A 19,478-nucleotide genomic window follows, 5' to 3' on the forward strand; every position below is an offset into this window, starting at 1 on the left:
TTTTATCGTGGCTCATCGAGATTTTGCCGGTCGAAGCGGCTCAAAAAATAATAAAAAGAAAGCAAAGAAAAGTTTTAATCGCAATACCTTAATTGTTCTTGCGTTGGTGGCGGTATTAGGTTTTGGGTTAGGGCTTTACTTCTTAAAAAGTAAAACGCCAGCACCCGTAGTGACGACAAATGTTCAGCCGGAAAAACCGCAACCGAAAAGTGTGCTACCAAATCGCCCAGAAGAAGTGTGGCACTATATTAAAGAATTAGAAACCCGTACGGTACCGGTGGATAATAATCCTTCTTCAGTTGAAAAAAATATGCGTTTGACGGAAGAACAGCGTCAAGTGCTTATTCAAATGGAAAAAGAACAAAAAGCGGCAGAAGAAGCGAAAAAATTAGAAGCTCAACGTAAAGAGCAAGAAGCGGCGAATGCGGAAAAAGCCGCGGCTCAAGCACAGCAAGCTCAACCAGCACAGACAGTGCAAGCTCAGCCAACACAGCCACAGCAAACAGCAAAAACGGAACTGAAAAAGCCTGAGCCAGTTAAAAAAACAGAGCCAGTTAAAAAGCCAGAACCGCCTAAAAAAGTAGAAGTAGTGAAAGCGGAACCAGCTAAAACTGAGCAACCGAAAAAAGTAGAACCGAAACCAGCTGAACAGCAAGTACAGGCTGGCGGTAAAAAATTTGGCTTACAATGTGGTGCATTTAAAAATCGTGCGCAAGCAGAAAGCTTACAAGGTCGTCTCGCAATGGCTGGCGTGAATGCACAAATTGCGACAAGTGAAGAATGGAACCGTGTACGCGTGGGACCATTTGGTAGTCGAGATGCCGCAACAGCAGCACAAGATAAAGCAAAATCTGTGGCAAGTTGCGTTGTGATTGGAATGTAATTCAGAATTTAAAAGTGCGGTTAAAAATAACCGCACTTTTTTTATATTTTCACTTGCCAAAAAACGAAAAATCAATAAAATGAACGTTCATTCATTTTAAGTATTCATCTTAAATGACCTTTCTCATATATAACCCTAAGAATTTAATTTTTTATTATGCGACAAGTAAAAGCCTCTAAAACGAAGCTTGATGTCAGCGAGCAGATCTTTGATGCAACAGATCGTCTTATGGCAAAAGAAGGATTACATCATCTTTCTATGCATAAGCTAGCCAAGGAAGCAGGCATCGCAGCGGGTACGATTTATCTTTATTTTAAGAGTAAAGACGAGTTATTAGCACAATTTGCTCGTCGAGTGTTCAATAAGTTAGTTGTAGCAGTTGAAGAAGGTGTTGATGAAAATCAATCTTTTTTCGAACAATACAGAAAAATGTGGTGGAATATTTGGCATTTTCTTCAAGAAAATCCAACGATTTTGTCAAATATGAACCAGTATAAATCTTTGCCGGAGTTTATTGAAATCTGCAACGAAATGGAGCATTCGTGCTGGGATCAATTTTGTATAAAGGGACAAGCAGCAAGTGTATTAGCTGATTTAGAACCTCGAATTTTATTTTTGCTGAGTCTAGATACTGCAATCGTTTTAGCCTCAGATATCAAATTTCTCGGTATAGCGGTTACCGATACGATGTTAGAATCTGTCATTGAACGCTCTTGGCGTGCAATTCAGAAGTAGTGATTTTATTGTCTTAATGGAGTTTTCCAAATGAGTATAACTCAAACTAATAGACCAAAGCGTTCACACGTTTTCTTTTTGAAATTAGCGTTAGGCGTATTTGTGTTAATTTTTGCCGCAATGATTTTCCTTAATCAAATGAAGGCAAAAGGCATTGCTGATTTCTTGGCAAATAAACCAGAAACAGCCTCTCCTGTGACTGCAATGACAGTTAAGGCTTCAGAATGGACGCCAATCATTGAAACGACAGGTATTGTTCGTCCGAATCAAGGGGCGATGTTAAGCGCTCAAAGTGCAGGAACCGTGTCTAAAGTGCTCGTGCAAAATGGACAGAGCGTGAAAAAAGGGGATTTGTTAGTTGAGTTAGATAGCTCAGTTGAGCGTGCAAGCTTACAAGCCGCACAAGCTCAGGTGGTGTCATTACGTCAAACTTATCAACGTTATGCAAACCTTGCGGGCAGCGGGGCTGTTTCTCGTCAAGAATTAGATAATGCAAAAGCAGCTTATGAAGCACAAGCGGCAAATATTGAGTCATTAAAAGCGGCAATTGAACGTCGCCAAATCGTGGCACCATTTGATGGTAAAGCCGGTATTGTGAAAGTGAATGTCGGTCAGTACGTTTCAAATGGTACTGAAATTGTACGTGTTGAAGATCGTTCTTCAATGAAAGTGGATTTTGCGATTGCTCAAAACCTATTAGATAAATTGCATATTGGTCAAAAAGTAACAGCTACGGCAGATGCGCGTAAAGGTGAAACCTTTGCAGCGAAAGTTACCGCAATTGAGCCGGCAATTAATTCTTCAACGGGTTTAGTTGATGTTCAAGCAACATTTGAGCCAGAAGATGGTGCAAAATTATTATCCGGAATGTTTACTCGCTTAAATGTCGCTTTACCGACTGAGCATAATCAAATCGTTGTGCCACAAGTGGCAGTGAGCTACAACATGTATGGCGAATCGCTTTATATTTTGACCGCACTTTCTGATGAAGATATTGAGAAATTAGGCGGCGCAGAAAAAGCGGCAAATATGTACCGTGCAAAATCAATCACTGTGTTTACGAAAGATCGTCAAGGCATTTATGCGCAATTAAAAGGCGATGAAGTCAAAGTTGGCGATAAAATTGTGACTGGCGGTCAGCAAAACTTAAGTAACGGCTCATTAGTGTCTGTTGCAGATAAAGCGGGCGTAGGTACTGAGCAACCTGCGAATAAAACGAATCTTTAATTAGGAAAAGCGAATGAAATTTACCGATATATTTATTCGTCGTCCTGTTTTGGCAGTTTCGATTAGCTTGTTAATCATTATTTTAGGATTACAAGCAATCTCGAAATTAGCTGTGCGCGAATATCCGAAAATGACCACGACGGTGATTACGGTGACCACAGTATATCCAGGGGCGGATGCAAACTTAATTCAAGCGTTTGTTACTTCCAAAATTGAAGAGGCGGTAGCGCAAGCGGATAATGTGGACTATATGTCTTCAAGCTCTAGCCCAAGTACGTCAACTGTCACCGTAAAAATGAAATTAAATACGGATCCGAATGCGGCCTTAGCAGATGTTTTAGCTAAAGTTAACTCGGTTCGTTCTGAATTGCCAAGTGGTATTGAAGATCCAACGATTTCTTCATCAACGGGTGGTTCGGGGATTATGTATATTAGTTTCCGTTCTAACAAACTTGATGCAAGCCAAGTAACTGACTACATTCAACGCGTGGTGAAACCACAATTCTTTACCGTAGAAGGTGTAGCAAGCGTACAGATCTTTGGTGCTTCGGAGTACGCACTTCGTGTTTGGTTAGACCCAGAAAAAATGGCGGCTCAAAACCTTTCTGCTACACAAGTGATGTCCGCATTATCAGCGAATAACGTTCAAACAGCGGCGGGTAATGATAACGGCTATTTTGTGACCTATAAAAACAAAGTAGAAACCACGACAAAATCAGTTGAAGAATTAGGTAATTTAATTGTGACGTCTAACGGTGATAAGTTAGTACGTTTACGCGATATCGCTGATATTGAGTTAAATAAATCAAGCGATAACTCACGTGCGGTAGCCAATGGCGCAGATTCTGTTGTATTAGCGATTAACCCAACCTCGTCAGCAAACCCATTAACGGTAGCGGCGAAAGTACGTCCGCTATATGACAGTATTAAAAATAATCTACCGGATGCTATTGAATCTGACATCTTATATGACCGTACAATTGCGATTAATAACTCAATTAATGAAGTAATCAAAACGATTGTTGAGGCAACGATAATCGTGTTGGTGGTGATTACCATGTTTATTGGTTCATTCCGCGCGATTTTAATCCCGGTTATCACTATTCCGATTTCATTAATTGGGGTAATCATGTTGCTTCAATCATTTGATTTCTCCATTAACTTGATGACTTTGCTAGCATTGATTCTAGCCATCGGTTTGGTGGTGGATGATGCGATTGTGGTATTGGAAAACGTAGACCGCCACATTAAGTTAGGTGAAACGCCATTCCGTGCGGCGATTATCGGTACGCGTGAAATTGCCGTTCCGGTTATTTCCATGACCATTGCCTTGATTGCGGTATATTCTCCAATGGCGTTAATGGGCGGTATTACGGGTACGTTGTTTAAAGAGTTTGCTTTAACCCTTGCTGGAGCAGTATTTATTTCCGGTATCGTAGCATTAACGCTTTCACCAATGATGACCAGTAAATTGCTAAAATCCAATGAGGCTCCAAGTAAATTGGAACAACGAGTAGAGCATACCCTTAGTAAAGTGAATGCAGCTTATGCGTATGTTCTTGATTTGGTGATGGTAAACCGTAAATGTATGTTGATGTTTGCGGCAATCATTTTTGCAACCTTACCCGTGTTGTTTAAATCACTTTCAAGTGAATTAACACCAACGGAAGACAAGGGCGCATTTTTGGCAATCGGTTCTGCACCTTCTAACGTGAACGTGGATTATGTGCAAAATGCGATGGCACCTTATCAAGAGATTTTAACCAATACGCCAGAAGTACAGTTTGCGATGACGATTGCAGGGGCTCCAAGTTCTAACCAATCTTTAAACGTTGTGACTTTAAAAGATTGGAAAGAACGCTCAAAAAGCCAAACGGCTATCATGAATGAATTAAATGCAAAGGCGAAAGCGATTCCTGAAGTGTCAGTGCAAGGCTTCGCGTTCCCAGAAATTGATACCGGGGAGCAAGGTCCTCCAATCGGTTTTGTGATTAGTACTTCACAAGACTATGGCGATTTAGCGAATGTGGCAGGTAAATTCTTAGAGGATATGCAGAAATCCAGTAAGTTCGTTTATACCAACCTCGATCTTAAATTTGATACTGCTCAAATGCGTATTAAGATCGACCGTGAAAAAGCGGGGACTTACGGTATTACGATGCAACAAATCAGCCGTACGTTAGGGAGTTTCTTATCTGCCGCAACCATTGAACGTGTGGATATTGACGGCCGTGCTTATAAAATCATTTCCCAAGTAAAACGTGACAATCGTTTATCTCCGGAAAGTTTTAATAAGTATTATATTACTGCAGCAAATGGTACCTCTGTGCCATTAAGTAGCTTAGTAACAGCAACATTAGAACCTCAACCAAGTTCATTACCGCGTTTTAGCCAATTGAACTCAGCGGTAATCAGTGCAGTGCCAATGCCTGGTACTTCAATTGGTGATGCAATCCAATGGTTGCAAGACAATGCGAAAAATACGTTACCACAGGGTTATAACTATGACTTTAAAGGTGAAGCGCGTCAGTTAGTACAAGAAGGTAATGCACTTGCTGTAACGTTCTTACTTGCGGTAGTAATTATTTTCTTAGTGTTGGCGATTCAGTTTGAATCAATTCGCGATCCAATCGTGATTATGATTTCTGTTCCGTTAGCTGTGAGTGGTGCATTGTTGGCCTTAAATGCTTTCGGATTTATTGGTATTGCAGGGACAACGCTAAATATCTACTCACAGGTTGGTTTGATTACCTTAGTTGGTCTTATCACAAAACACGGTATTTTAATGTGTGAAGTAGCGAAAGAAGAGCAGTTAAATCATGGTAAAACGCGTGTTGAAGCGATTACCGAAGCGGCTAAAGTACGTTTACGTCCAATTCTGATGACAACCGCAGCGATGATTGCAGGTCTTGTACCGTTGCTTTATGCAACAGGTGCAGGTGCGGTATCTCGTTTCAGTATTGGTATCGTTATCGTGGCAGGTTTGGCAATCGGTACATTGTTTACCTTGTTCGTGTTGCCAGTGATTTATTCTTACATTGCAAGCGAACACAAACCGTTACCAGTGTTTGATGAAAATGTAAAACCAATTGAAGGTCACATTAACGAACAACATTAATTGAAAATACTATAAAAACAAACCGCACTTTGATTTTTCAAGTGCGGTTTTCTTTTAGAGATTAAAAAAGCGAACATAATGTTCGCTTTTTATTTATGAAAGTGCGGTCAAATTTTTAACCGTTTTTATTTAACCATTTTTATTTTTTGCCGCTTTATAAAGTTCCATCGCTTCAGGTAATAAGCGTTGTAAGTTTTCTTGGCGGGATTCATCACTTGGGTGAGTAGAAGCTAACACATCAAGTGCCCCTTTAGAACCACCTGAGGCTTTAGCCATTTTTTGCCATAAACCTGGTGCGACTTGAGGATTGTAACCTGAGCGAGCCATTAGCATTAATCCAACTTCATCCGCTTCAGTTTCTGCGCTACGAGAGTAAGGTTTATCTAAAGCAAAGTCTTTGGTTAAACCTACTGCTAATTCACTTGCACTTGAACCGATAACAGTAGAAAGTGCAGCATGACCTAAACTTGCTGCAATATTAGTAGCCATACCAAAATTCACTTTCGCTTTACCGTGTTCTTTTAAAGCGTGTGCCATTTCGTGACCCATTACAACAGCAATTTCATTATCGTTTAACTGTAAGGTATCCACTAAACCTGTGTAGAAAGCCATTTTACCGCCTGGCATTGCCCAAGCATTCAGTTCTTTTGATTTAATGACATTGATTTGCCAGTTAAATTGTTGTCCAGTTTCATTCGCTTGGTCTGCATAAGGCACCATTTTATTAAACACTGCATGAACACGTTTTGCAGTTTTTGATGAAGTATCAATTACACCATGTGCACGCATATTACCCATTTCTTGGGTATAGCTACTTGCCGCTTGTTGATTGATAGAGGCTGAATCAGCACAGGAAGTTAATACAACACCCGCTAACGTAGCAAAAGCAAAGCTTTTAATTTGTTTTTTCATAATTAAGTCCTTTTTGGTTAAAATATCAATATTATATAAGTTTCTTTATTGTTGTCGATATAAAAAGATTGCCTTTTAATTTTGTACTATTATAATAGTGCAGAATTATATTCTAGGACTTTACTATGACAATAAAAAAATCTCCCTCTTTATTAGGCGGCGCCATGATTATTGCGGGCACCGCGATTGGTGCAGGTATGCTTGCTAATCCAACCTCAACGGCTGGTGTATGGTTTATCGGCTCTATTCTGGCTTTGGTTTATACCTGGTTTTGTATGACCACATCAGGTTTGATGATTTTAGAAGCTAACTTACATTATCCTACCGGCTCAAGCTTTGACACCATAGTGAAAGATTTGTTAGGAAAAGGTTGGAATATTATCAATGGTCTTTCCGTTGCTTTCGTGTTGTACATTTTAACCTATGCCTATATCACCTCTGGCGGCGGTATTACACAAAACTTGCTCAATCAAGCCTTTGGTTCTGCTGAAAGTGCGGTCGATATTGGACGTACTTCTGGATCCTTAATTTTCTGTTTTATTCTTGCGGCTTTCGTGTGGCTTTCCACTAAAGCTGTGGATCGTTTCACGACGGTATTGATTGTTGGAATGGTAGTTGCTTTCTTCCTTTCTACTGCAGGTTTATTGAGCTCTGTGAAAACAGAGGTGTTATTCAATAGCATTGCAGAAGGCGAGCAAACTTATTTACCTTATTTATTGACCGCACTTCCTGTTTGCTTAGTGTCTTTCGGTTTCCATGGAAATGTACCAAGCCTCGTCAAATATTACGATCGTGATGGTAGCCGTGTAATGAAATCGATCTTTATTGGTACGGGCTTAGCCTTAGTGATTTACATCTTATGGCAGCTTGCGGTGCAAGGTAATTTACCACGTACAGAATTTGCACCCGTGATTGAAAAAGGCGGCGATGTATCGGCATTATTAGAAGCATTACACAAATATATTGAAGTGGAATACATTGCGGTTGTATTGAATTTCTTTGCTTATATGGCTATTGCAACCTCATTCTTAGGGGTAACGTTAGGTTTATTTGATTATATTGCCGACTTATTTAAATTTGATGACAGCTTATTAGGCAGAACAAAAACCACATTGGTGACATTTTTACCGCCACTATTGTTAAGTTTACAATTCCCTTATGGCTTCGTGATTGCTATTGGTTATGCGGGATTAGCGGCAACCATTTGGGCAGCAATCGTGCCGGCACTGCTTGCGAAAGCAAGTCGTCAAAAATTCCCAAATGCAACTTATAAAGTGTATGGCGGTAATTTTATGATTGGCTTTGTGATCTTATTCGGTGTGTTAAATATTGTGGCACAAGTAGGCGCAAACTTAGGATGGTTTGCAAGTTTCGCAGGATAAGTTTTCGCGTTAATATTGTAGGGGCGTATCGAATACGCCCTTTTTAATTTTACATAGGAAACGAGATGAATAACAAAACGAGCGTTTACGATAAAGAAAACTTCTTTGCGCTTTATCAAAAACTTCGATCTAACCCAATCAGTCTCAATGAAATAGTGGAAAAGCCGACTATGCTTTCCCTCTTACCCGATTTACAAGGGAAAAAATTGCTCGATCTAGGTTGTGGAACTGGCGGACATTTGCAACTCTATCTAGAACGCAATGTGGCGAGTGTAGTGGGAACGGATCTTTCAGCTAAAATGCTCGAACAAGCTGAACAAGAGCTGCAAAAGTGCGGTCAATTTTCTGGATGTTTTTCGTTATATCAGTTACCGATGGAAAAATTAACGGAATTGCCAGAAAGTGATTTTGATGTCATTACCAGCTCTTTTGCTTTTCACTATATTGAAGATTTTCCTGCTTTATTAGCTTCCATTGCCAACAAACTTAAGCCTAATGGTACATTAGTTTTTTCCCAAGAGCATCCGATTACAACTTGCCATAAAGAAGGGGAGCGCTGGGAAAAAAATGAGAAAAAGCAGCAAGTCGCTTATCGTTTAAATCATTACCGTGATGAAGGGCTAAGAGAGAGAAATTGGTTTCAACAACCTTTTAAAACCTATCACCGCACGACGGCAACGATTATTAATGATTTAATTGCTGCAGGTTTTCAAATTGAACAAATGGCTGAACCCATGTTGGCCGAGCAGCCACAATGGCATGATGAATTTAAAGATTTGCGGCATCGTCCCCCTTTATTGTTTATTAAAGCAAGAAAAGTAATAAATTTGACAAAATAAACTGGTTTTTGACCGCACTTTATGGTATAAATCGCACCGCTGTTTTTGGGTTTCAAAAGCAGCGTTTTTAATTATTAACAACACACACATATCATTAAGGCTTAATCGGGGTGCCAAACGGTCGATTAGCTGATATGTGGAGGCTCAACCCCAACAAAAGGAAAATATTATGGCACAAGTTTCAATGCGCGACATGATCAACGCGGGCGTACACTTCGGACACCAAACTCGTTACTGGAATCCACAAATGAAACCTTTCATTTTTGGTGCTCGTAACGGTGTTCATATCATCAACTTAGAAAAAACTTTACCTTTATTCAACGAAGCTTTAGCGGAATTAACCCGTATTGCTAGCAACAACGGTAAAGTATTATTTGTTGGTACTAAACGCGCTGCTCAAGAAGCAGTACAAGCTGCAGCATTAGACTGTCAACAATATTATGTAAACCACCGCTGGTTAGGTGGTATGTTGACTAACTGGAAAACCGTTCGTCAATCAATTAAACGTTTAAAAGATTTAGAAACTCAATCTCAAGACGGTACTTTTGACAAATTAACCAAAAAAGAAGCGTTAATGCGTACCCGTGAGATGGAAAAACTTGAATTAAGCCTTGGCGGTATCAAAGATATGGGCGGCTTACCAGATGCGTTATTCGTTATCGGTGCAGACCACGAACATATCGCTGTTAAAGAAGCAAACAACCTAGGTATTCCTGTGTTTGCTATCGTTGATACTAACTCAACTTCAGCTGGCGTAGATTTCGTTATCCCTGGTAACGATGATGCGACTCGTGCTATCCAACTTTACGTTTCTGCAGCTGCAGCAGCGGTTAAAGAAGGTCGTGGTAACGAAGCTCAAGTTGCTGAAGAATTAGCAGCTGACGCAGAATAATTTAAGTTTTGCAATAAGGCGAAGCCCTTAATAATCAAACGATTAATTGGCATAGGGGCTAAAATTTAGCCCCTATATTTTTATCTAAAAGTGCGGTCAAAATAAATCGCATTTTCGACAGAGGATTTTTAAAATGGCTGAAATCACAGCATCATTAGTAAAAGAACTTCGTGAACGTACCGGTGCCGGTATGATGGAATGTAAAAAAGCATTAGTTGAAGCAAACGGTGATATCGAGTTAGCAATCGACAACATGCGTAAATCTGGTCAAGCTAAAGCAGCTAAAAAAGCAGGCCGTGTTGCAGCTGAAGGTGTTATCCTTGCTCGTGTAGAAAATGGTTTCGGTGTATTAGTTGAAATGAACTGTGAAACTGACTTCGTAGCAAAAGATGCTGGTTTCTTAGGTTTAGCAAACGAAGTGGCTGATTTCGCAGCAGCAAACAAAGGTACTACTATCGAAGCATTACAAGCACAATTTGAAGAAAAACGTGCTGCATTAGTAGCTAAAATCGGTGAGAACATGAACATCCGTCGTGTTGCTTACTTAGATGGTCAAGTTATCGCTCAATACTTACACGGTGCAAAAATCGGTGTATTAGTTGCAGGTGAAGGTTCTGTAGATGAACTTAAAAAAGTGGCAATGCACGTTGCTGCATCTAAACCTGAATTTGTGAACCCAGAAGATGTATCTGCTGAAGTAGTTGAACACGAACGTCAAATCCAAATCGACATCGCAATCAACTCTGGTAAACCAAAAGAAATCGCAGAGAAAATGGTTGAAGGTCGTATGAAGAAATTCACTGGTGAAGTTTCATTAACAGGTCAACCATTCGTAATGGATCCTTCAGTATCTGTAGGTGACTTCTTAAAATCAGTAAACACTTCAGTGTCTAACTTCATCCGTTTAGAAGTAGGTGAAGGTATCGAGAAAAAAGAAGAAGATTTCGCAGCTGAAGTTGCAAAAATCACGGGCGGTAACGCTTAATTTTCTCCATTGAGATATAAAAAAGCCGATATTGAATATCGGCTTTTTTGTTGTCTGAAATTTGAAATTTTCTATTTCTTTGGACGAATATCGATGGCAGGGTCTGCATCTTTACGATATTTTTCTTCAATCAGTTTTTTCAGACCATAATCATTTTTGTCAGCTTGTTCAGAGAATAAATCTTCTTCTAATGTGAGCTTCGGATTTTTGATCCCTATCCAATTAGCAATACCTTCTAAGAAATTCAGACCAGATTTAAAGGCTTTGTATTCTTTACGTGCCGTATCATCAGATGAAATCTTAAAGAGCGGAATATTATGATGTAATTGGCTGTGACAGTTTTGGTTAAACAAGGTTACGCCATGTTTATCATCTTCCTGATGACATAAACCATGATCTGAAAAATAAATCATCGAGAAAGTGCGGTGTGTTTTTTGCTCGTTTTCTTTGAGGGTTTCATACACTTTCTTAATAAAATCATCGGTTTTCTTAATGGATGTAATATAGCAATTTAAGTATTCGTTCTTTTTCTCAATGTCATTGTCATTGAAAATTTTCGGGTAATCTTCAACGCGATCGCAAGCAAGCGGATGCGAACCGTAAATGTGTAATACAATAAAGCGTTTACCTTGCGTTGGATCTTCTAAAACTTGGGCAAATTTAGGGATTAAATCAAAATCGCTGTAGTTTGTAGAATTAAAGCTCCCGCCTTTTTTCAAGAAAATGGTTTCATCAGATTTTGAGGCTAGAGAGGCCACTGGTGTGTCATATTCACCTAAGAAACCTTGATTAGACAGCCAGTAGGTTTTCAGACCTGCAGACTTAATGAGATCCACTAAGCTTAAATCATAGTTTGGTTCCCATTTTTCTTTATCAGGTAACGTTAACATTAAGCGCAATGAGGCGACAGTGTTTGTTCCGGCAGATGTCATACCATCAATCAGTGTACCATTTGCAGATGACATAAAGGGGGTGTCATTGACGGGGTATCCATACGCATGCAAGTAATCTTTTCGCGCACTTTCACCCAAAATAATCACATAATCTTGGTATTTAGAATTTTCTAATGTGGATTGTCCCCAGCTGCTTTCCTGTGACATTTTTTTCAATTTTTGCCATTCATTAACGATTTGTACACTCGAATCTATCGTTTCTTTTAATGGCGCAGCAATCGGTAAGTTATAGCCAATCAACAGGGTAGCGAGGGCAATGAATGTTTTATTGCGATAAAATTTCACCCCAAACTTGACCGCACTTTTGTAATGTAAAAAGACTAAAACTGGAATAGCTAATGCTGCTAAATAGCTGCTCACAGGGATTTGCATGAGAAACTCTTTGGTCTCTAACATATCTGTCGCGAGAACCGATGCAATATATTGGTAGCTTGGCGCACCAAAATTTAAGCCTGTCGGCGTATAAATTGCGTGTAAGCAAACTAAGGGTAATAAAATAAAATAGAAAGATTTTCGGCTACTACTTAATAAAATAATGAAAATAGCCGTGAGTAAAATCAGACTAATAGATGGCTCAGGAAACATCCCTGAACCTCGTAAAATCAGGTAACCCGCAAGAATGGCACAAGCCAAAGAAAAAAGTGCGGTTAAAATTTGTGAGGTTTTTGATATCTTCATAAAGTTTGCCTATAAAATCAAAAGTGCACCATTTTATCGCACTTTTCTGACCAATTTCCATTTTTAACTTTTTCACTCTTTTGCTAGAATAAGCCAATTTTTGTAACCGACAAAGGAAAAAACAATGAGCCAACCAATTTACAAACGAATCTTATTGAAATTAAGTGGTGAAGCATTACAAGGTGATGAGGGCTTCGGTATCGATCCTTCTATCCTCGATCGTATGGCTTTAGAGATTAAAGAATTAATTGAAATGGGCGTGGAAGTTGGTGTTGTGCTCGGCGGTGGTAACTTATTCCGTGGCGCAAAATTAGCTAAAGCGGGGATGAATCGCGTAGTGGGCGACCATATGGGGATGCTTGCAACCGTGATGAATGGTTTGGCTATGCGTGATGCACTTCACCGTGCAGATGTCAATGCGAAATTAATGTCTGCGTTCCAATTAAATGGTATTTGCGATACGTATAACTGGTCTGAAGCAATTAAAATGTTACGTGAAAAACGTGTGGTCATTTTCTCTGCAGGTACGGGTAGCCCATTCTTTACAACTGACTCTGCAGCATGTTTACGTGGTATTGAAATTGAAGCGGATATCGTATTAAAAGCGACTAAGGTAGATGGCGTATATAACTGCGATCCTGCTAAAAATCCTGATGCCGTGTTATATCGTAATTTATCTTATGCAGAAGTAATCGAAAAAGAGTTACAAGTGATGGATTTGGCAGCATTCACGCTTGCTCGTGACCACGGTATGCCAATTCGTGTATTTAATATGTGCAAACCAGGTGCATTGCGCCAAGTGGTGCTAGGCACAGAAGAAGGCACAACGATTTGTTAATTTAATAAAGTCAAAATGAAAAACGGTAGAAATGATTTCTACCGTTTTTTGTGCACTAACATCAGTTTTAGATATATTGGCGATATTTAAACAAACATTATTAAATTTAAATAAGATATTGTATTTTAGATTCTTTCGAATGTTTTAGTTAAAAAATAACCACTTACCTTAATGATAAGCGGTTTGTTTTATATTATGGTTTAATCCATTTGGGTTCAGGTAAGATACATCCCGTCTCATGCTCCATGTCACAAGCTGTTGCACAGAGTCCCTCAACGACAATTTTGCAATCTTTTCCTCCTTTAGACTTACATTGCTCAATGACATCTTTATTTGCTTGTTCTTTATTCCAACCAAAGCCAAAAATATCAAAATAAGTACCATTGCGAGCACCAATTCCACTTGATAAACAAATATTGCTATAAGAAGCCATTACTTTACAGTTTTTGTTACCTTCATCTTTACATTGTTCTAGCGCATCTTTTTCAGCTGCTTTTTGAGTGGAATGTGCTTTATTAGAAGCCCAGACCATTTTATTGTTATCTGCTGAATTAACTATACTCATCCATAAACTTTCTCGAGTTAATATAGAGGTAAGTTCTTTGTCATCTGTTTGCCCAAGTGCACGACAATTAAATTCTTTATCTAAGTCTCCAAATCCTGTTGCGGCACGATAAGATGTAATGTTACCGCTTAGGTCTGTAAAGGCATAAGTCCAATAATTACCAGTAAAAACATTTTCTCTTTGAGTGTAAATAGTTGTACCAAAAGCATTATAAGATCGGCCAACTTCTCGATCAAAAATTTGATACATAGGTTTTGCAAAACTATAGATAAAAAATGCTTTATCTTTTTCTTTACAAATTTTTGTTTCATTAACTGCTAACTCTTTATCTTCTATAAATTCCTTAATATTTTTACCTTTCCAATATAAACTTGAAAAAGGATTAACATAAGTGGAACAACTTGATAACCACGCTGAAGTGCAAACTATAGCAGCAATACGGAATACGTTTTTCATGTTATAAATCATACTAAAATCCTCTGTTATTAATTGAGAGCCAAGATACTATCAAATCATACTTTAAGCAATCGGAATTTATATTCAAAATAAAAGATTCAAAACTCCCTAAAAATCCAGTAAAATCACTGTGTTTTATCTTTATTTATTAAAAAGGACAGATGAATGATTAATGAAATCAAACAAGATGCTGAAGCTCGCATGGAAAAAAGCCTCGAAGCGTTGCGTGGGCATATTGCAAAAATCCGTACAGGCCGTGCACAACCAAGCTTATTAGATGCAATCCAAGTGGAATACTATGGTGCAGCGACACCACTTCGTCAATTAGCTAACGTTGTTGCAGAAGATGCACGTACTTTAGCGGTAACAGTATTTGACCGTTCTTTAATCAGTGCAGTAGAAAAAGCAATTTTAACGTCTGATTTAGGTTTGAACCCATCTTCAGCAGGTACAACAATTCGCGTGCCTCTTCCGCCATTAACTGAAGAACGCCGTCGTGATTTAATCAAAATCGTAAAAAGCGAAGGTGAGCAAGGTAAAGTCGCGATTCGTAACGTACGTCGTGATGCAAATGATAAAATCAAAGCATTATTAAAAGACAAAGAAATCAGCGAAAACGATCAACACAAAGCAGAAGAAATCATTCAAAAAGTGACTGATAGCTATATCAAAAAAGTGGATGAGATCTTAGCAGATAAAGAAAAAGAATTAATGGATTTCTAATAGTCGAACCATGTTTTGGGGCAGACCAAGTGTCTGCCCTTGTTCTATTCTGATAAAAAAATAAAAGCACAAAGTGCGGTCGAAATTTTATGCAAAAACAAAATCTTGTTATTTTAGGATCAACCGGTTCTATTGGTCATAGCACCCTTTCTGTTATCGAACATAATCCTGACAAATACCATGCCTTTGCGTTAGTAGGGGGCAAAAATGTTGAGACGATGTTTGAACAATGCGTGAAATTTCAACCGCACTTTGCTGCATTAGATGACGAAAATGCAGCAAAGGTATTGCGAGAAAAATTAGCTTCACACTACATTAAAACGGAAGTCTTAGCCGGACAGAAAGCCATTTGTGAGTTGGCAGCGCATCCAGATGCTGATCAAGTTATGGCAGCCATTGTTGGGGCAGCGGGATTATTGCCGACTCTTTCAGCAGTAAAAGCGAGTAAGAAAGTCTTGCTTGCGAATAAAGAATCCTTGGTGACGTGTGGCCAGATCTTTATTGATGCAGTGAAGCAGTCAAAAGCAAAATTATTGCCTGTTGATAGTGAGCATAACGCGATTTTTCAATCCTTACCGCCTGAGGCACAAGAAAAGATTGGATTTTGTCCTTTGAAAGAATTAGGGGTCAGTAAAATTGTCTTAACGGGTTCTGGTGGGCCTTTCCGTTATACGTCGTTAAGCGAGTTTGAGCATATTACGCCAGAACAGGCCGTTGCACATCCAAACTGGTCAATGGGCAAAAAAATTTCCGTGGATTCTGCCACGATGATGAATAAAGGTTTAGAATACATTGAGGCACGCTGGCTATTTAATGCATCGGCAGATGAAATGGAAGTGATTATTCATCCTCAATCTATTATTCATTCAATGGTGCGTTATGTAGATGGCTCAGTCATTGCTCAAATGGGCAATCCCGATATGCGCACGCCCATTGCGGAAACCATGGCTTATCCAAGTCGTACAGTCAGTGGTGTGGAACCATTAGATTTCTTTAAAATCAAAGAATTGACATTTATAGAACCTGATTTTAATCGTTATCCAAATTTAAAATTAGCGATTGATGCGTTTGCAGAAGGGCAGTATGCGACAACTGCAATGAATGCAGCAAATGAAATTGCAGTACAAGCCTTTTTAGATGGATATATTAAATTTACAGATATTGCGAAAATTAACCAAGCATCGGTTGAGCAAATGCCATCTTCTATCATTTCAAGCATTGATGATGTATTAGCCGTAGATCAGCTAGCACGTGAGCTAGCCGATTCGCTGATTAAAAAGTTAATGTAGAATACGCCAAAGTGCGGTCATAAAATCCGAATATTTTAGAATGAAAGAACTTGATAACAATAATATTCCCGAGCATGTTGCCATTATTATGGATGGTAATGGGCGCTGGGCGAAACAACAAAATAAGCTACGTATTTTTGGCCATACAAATGGGGTGGCTGCCGTACGCCGTGCGGTGAGTTATGCACGACAAACTGGCGTTAAGTTTTTGACGTTATATGCGTTTAGCAGCGAAAATTGGAATCGCCCTGAGCAAGAAGTGAGCGCTTTAATGACGCTCTTTATGCAAGCGCTTGATCGAGAAGTCAAAAAATTACATAAAAATAATATTCGTTTAAAGATTATCGGTGATGTTTCTCGTTTTAGTGAAAAATTGCAAGAGAAGATCGCAAAAGCAGAAAATTTAACGGAAAATAATACCGCACTGACTTTAAATATTGCGGCTAATTACGGTGGTTGTTGGGATATTGTTCAAGCCACTCAACAATTAGCTGAAAAAGTAAAAAATAATGAGATTTCGGTGAGTGATATTAATGAATCACTTTTCCAGCAACACTTAGTCACACAAGATGAGCCGCCGGTCGATTTGTTAATTCGGACGAGCGGTGAGCAACGCATTAGTAATTTCTTGCTTTGGCAAATTGCATATGCGGAATTGTGTTTTTTAGATGTGCTTTGGCCGGATTTTAGTGAAAAAGATTTTAATCAGGCAATTGCCTGCTATCAACAACGTCATCGCCGTTTTGGCGGGACAGAATAAGCGGAGAACTTATGCTTAAAGAACGTGTATTATCAGCCATTGTGTTGATTGCTTTGGTATTATGTGCCTTGTTCTTATTTACCCCATTTTATTTTGCTCTAGCCTTAGGCTTTGTGGCGACGCTTGGTATTTGGGAGTGGGCTCAATTTGCTCGTTTTAAAAATCCTTTGGCGCGCCTTTGTATTGCGGCATTTTTAGGGGCATTTATCTTCCTCTGGCTTTATAACGAAGGTAATTATTTAGATGCTGGGCGAGTGTTTGAAAACTACTTACCGCTTTTATTGCTAAATTCAGTCGGTTGGTGGGCACTTGCATTAGTATTAGTGGTGACTTATCCAAGTTCAGCGAAGTTTTGGGGTAAAAATATACCTTTACAACTCTTGTTTGCTTTCTCTACGCTGATTCCTTTTGTTGCCGCTGTCTTACGTTTACGTTTAGATAATTATACTGCTGATCCTCATCATGGTTTATTCTTATTGCTCTATGTGTTTGTATTGGTATGGGCAGCGGACTCTGGTGCCTATTTTGCCGGACGAGCCTTTGGTAAGCACAAGCTTGCACCGAAAGTATCACCGGGAAAAACATGGCAAGGCGTATTTGGAGGCATGATCACCGCGGCGGTATTGGCGTTTGTATTTATCCATTTCTCAGGTGAAACCTTATTAGGTAGCCGTGCAATGAGCGGTTTTGTTGTGCTTTCTGTAGCAACTGTGGCTATTTCTGTATTAGGTGACTTAGCAGAAAGTATGTTTAAACGTGAATCAGGCATTAAAGACAGTGGTCAATTAATTCCAGGTCATGGCGGTATTTTAGATCGTATTGATAGCTTAACAGCCGCAGTACCATTCTTCACATACTTCTATTTCTTTGTATTATAGGATAGAACATGTCATTTTTGTGGTCGCTTGGCTCATTTATTGTTGCAATTGCTGTTCTGGTTGCCGTGCACGAGTACGGCCACTTTTGGGCTGCGAGAAAGTGCGGTATTAAAGTTCATCGTTTTTCGATTGGCTTTGGTAAAGTGATTTGGCGACGCACAGATAAATTGGGCACCGAATTTGCTATTTCAGCCATTCCACTTGGTGGTTATGTCAAAATGCTTGACGGGCGAAATGAAGAGGTTTCAGCAGAATTAAAATCGCAGGCATTTGAAAGTAAATCTGTCGCTCAACGTGCTTTTGTCATTGCAGCAGGCCCTTTGGCCAATTTTATTTTTGCGATTTTGGCATATTGGGTAATTTATTCCGTTGGGATTCCGAGTGTTAAACCGGTTATTGAAAACATAACACCCAATTCTCCGGCTGCAATGGCTCAAATTGAACCGAATACCCAGATTTTGGCAATTGATGGGAAGAATACACCAGATTGGGAAACCATTAATTTATTGCTCACTGATAAGTTAGGTTCTGATACTGTTGAGCTCACATTAACGCCTTTTGGTGAAGACCGACCTTATCAACGAATCATTAATCTGCAAAATTGGACATTTGAGCCAGATAAAGAAACAGCATTTGAAACATTAGGAATCAATCCAGTTTCAAGTAAAGTGGAGATGACTTTATCAAAAGTGGTGGAGAACTCACCAGCTGAAAAAGCAGGCCTATTGATTGGCGATAAAATTTTAGCAGAAAATTCGACCGCACTTGATTGGAAAGCTTTTGTCGCACAGGTACAACAAGGCCAACCTTTTACAATCAAGGTTGAACGAAATCAGGAAATTTTTGACAAAACCTTGCAACCGGAGAAGAATCAAGATGGTAAATGGTTTGTGGGGTTAAGTCCGACGTTCTTAAAAGTTGGCGAACAGTATCGAACTGAATTAAAATATGGTATTCTTGATGCGCTACAAAAAGGTGTGGAAAAGACAGGCCAAATTTCGTGGTTTATTGTGAAGGCAATCGGGAAATTGCTTAGTGGTGAACTTTCATTTTCCAGTTTGGCTGGGCCAATTTCAATTGCCCAAGGTGCGGGAGCATCTTCTAACGCTGGCGTGATTTATTTCTTAAGTTTTCTCGCGTTAATTAGTGTTAATTTAGGCATAATGAATTTATTTCCGTTGCCAGTTTTAGATGGTGGACATCTCGTATTTTTGGCGGCAGAAGCTATCAAAGGAAAACCTGTTTCAGAACGGGTACAAAATTTAAGTTATCGTATAGGGCTAACAATCTTGTTAATTGAAACAATTTTTGTGCTTTTTAATGATTTCTTACGTTTATAACTATTATTTTTTATAGGATAAAGTC

General features: G+C 39.2%; 17 protein-coding genes. 14 read left to right on the top strand and 3 right to left on the bottom strand.

The genetic code is table 11. From position 1 onward, the window contains the following. Nucleotides 1–7 precede the first annotated feature (7 nt). From ftsN to PARA_RS05055, 4 genes are all read left to right on the top strand, one after another. On the top strand, nt 8–883 hold the full coding sequence (gene ftsN / locus PARA_RS05040) for a cell division protein FtsN (RefSeq protein ID WP_014064825.1): 876 nt from the start codon (nt 8–10) through the stop codon (nt 881–883). A 156-nt stretch (nt 884–1,039) separates the two neighbouring features. Then, on the top strand, nt 1,040–1,618 hold the full coding sequence (locus tag PARA_RS05045; RefSeq protein ID WP_014064826.1) for a TetR/AcrR family transcriptional regulator: 579 nt from the start codon (nt 1,040–1,042) through the stop codon (nt 1,616–1,618). A gap of 30 nt (nt 1,619–1,648) precedes the next feature. Beyond that, nucleotides 1,649–2,845, top strand: coding sequence for an efflux RND transporter periplasmic adaptor subunit (locus PARA_RS05050; RefSeq protein ID WP_014064827.1), 1,197 nt, complete (start codon nt 1,649–1,651; stop codon nt 2,843–2,845). A gap of 13 nt (nt 2,846–2,858) precedes the next feature. Next, complete coding sequence (locus tag PARA_RS05055) at nt 2,859–5,963, top strand: efflux RND transporter permease subunit (RefSeq protein WP_014064828.1); 3,105 nt, start codon at nt 2,859–2,861, stop codon at nt 5,961–5,963. A 129-nt stretch (nt 5,964–6,092) separates the two neighbouring features. On the opposite strand, the gene PARA_RS05060 is transcribed toward PARA_RS05055, so the two are convergent. Then, entirely contained in the window at nt 6,093–6,875 is a 783-nt protein-coding gene (locus tag PARA_RS05060; protein WP_014064829.1) for a M48 family metallopeptidase, read from the bottom strand. Nucleotides 6,876–7,000: 125 nt separating this feature from the next. On the opposite strand from PARA_RS05060, the gene mtr reads away from it, so the two are divergent. From mtr to tsf, 4 genes are all read left to right on the top strand, one after another. Next, nucleotides 7,001–8,257, top strand: a complete 1,257-nt coding sequence (gene mtr, locus PARA_RS05065) for a tryptophan permease (RefSeq protein WP_014064830.1) — start codon at nt 7,001–7,003, stop codon at nt 8,255–8,257. A 65-nt stretch (nt 8,258–8,322) separates the two neighbouring features. Beyond that, nucleotides 8,323–9,096 (top strand): class I SAM-dependent methyltransferase, encoded by a 774-nt coding sequence (locus PARA_RS05070; protein ID WP_014064831.1) that lies wholly within the window; start codon nt 8,323–8,325, stop codon nt 9,094–9,096. A 169-nt stretch (nt 9,097–9,265) separates the two neighbouring features. After that, a complete protein-coding gene (rpsB, locus tag PARA_RS05075) occupies nt 9,266–9,988 on the top strand; it encodes a 30S ribosomal protein S2 (RefSeq protein ID WP_014064832.1) in 723 nt (240 codons plus the stop codon). Between the two features lie 133 nt (nt 9,989–10,121). Further along, the gene (gene tsf, locus PARA_RS05080; RefSeq protein ID WP_014064833.1) at nt 10,122–10,973 is read left to right on the top strand and encodes a translation elongation factor Ts; all 852 of its coding nucleotides are present in this window, start codon (nt 10,122–10,124) and stop codon (nt 10,971–10,973) included. 71 nt (nt 10,974–11,044) lie between these two features. Here the strand turns inward: tsf and PARA_RS05085 are convergent, their stop codons facing one another. Further along, nucleotides 11,045–12,604 carry a phosphoethanolamine transferase gene (locus PARA_RS05085; RefSeq protein WP_014064834.1) on the bottom strand — a complete coding sequence of 520 codons (1,560 nt, stop codon included), beginning with the start codon at nt 12,602–12,604 and terminating at the stop codon, nt 11,045–11,047. 124 nt (nt 12,605–12,728) lie between these two features. Here PARA_RS05085 and pyrH point away from each other — a divergent pair, with 124 nt between their 5' ends. Continuing rightward, complete coding sequence (gene pyrH, locus PARA_RS05090) at nt 12,729–13,442, top strand: UMP kinase (protein WP_014064835.1); 714 nt, start codon at nt 12,729–12,731, stop codon at nt 13,440–13,442. A 193-nt stretch (nt 13,443–13,635) separates the two neighbouring features. Here the strand turns inward: pyrH and PARA_RS05095 are convergent, their stop codons facing one another. Continuing rightward, nucleotides 13,636–14,475: a DUF4189 domain-containing protein gene (locus PARA_RS05095; RefSeq protein WP_014064836.1), complete on the bottom strand. Its 840-nt coding sequence runs from the start codon at nt 14,473–14,475 to the stop codon at nt 13,636–13,638. A gap of 153 nt (nt 14,476–14,628) precedes the next feature. On the opposite strand from PARA_RS05095, the gene frr reads away from it, so the two are divergent. The 5 genes from frr (at nt 14,629) to rseP (ending at nt 19,453) form a co-directional block, all read left to right on the top strand. Then, nucleotides 14,629–15,186 (top strand): ribosome recycling factor, encoded by a 558-nt coding sequence (gene frr, locus PARA_RS05100; RefSeq protein ID WP_005696784.1) that lies wholly within the window; start codon nt 14,629–14,631, stop codon nt 15,184–15,186. 89 nt (nt 15,187–15,275) lie between these two features. Then, nucleotides 15,276–16,475: a 1-deoxy-D-xylulose-5-phosphate reductoisomerase gene (gene ispC / locus PARA_RS05105; RefSeq protein ID WP_014064837.1), complete on the top strand. Its 1,200-nt coding sequence runs from the start codon at nt 15,276–15,278 to the stop codon at nt 16,473–16,475. A 40-nt stretch (nt 16,476–16,515) separates the two neighbouring features. Beyond that, complete coding sequence (gene uppS / locus PARA_RS05110) at nt 16,516–17,235, top strand: polyprenyl diphosphate synthase (RefSeq protein WP_014064838.1); 720 nt, start codon at nt 16,516–16,518, stop codon at nt 17,233–17,235. 11 nt (nt 17,236–17,246) lie between these two features. After that, nucleotides 17,247–18,113 carry a phosphatidate cytidylyltransferase gene (locus PARA_RS05115; RefSeq protein ID WP_014064839.1) on the top strand — a complete coding sequence of 289 codons (867 nt, stop codon included), beginning with the start codon at nt 17,247–17,249 and terminating at the stop codon, nt 18,111–18,113. 8 nt (nt 18,114–18,121) lie between these two features. Beyond that, a complete protein-coding gene (gene rseP / locus PARA_RS05120; protein WP_014064840.1) occupies nt 18,122–19,453 on the top strand; it encodes a sigma E protease regulator RseP in 1,332 nt (443 codons plus the stop codon). The last annotated feature ends 25 nt before the right edge of the window (nt 19,454–19,478 follow it).

This window comes from Haemophilus parainfluenzae T3T1, from assembly GCF_000210895.1.
In the GTDB taxonomy this organism is placed as follows: domain Bacteria; phylum Pseudomonadota; class Gammaproteobacteria; order Enterobacterales; family Pasteurellaceae; genus Haemophilus_D; species Haemophilus_D parainfluenzae_A.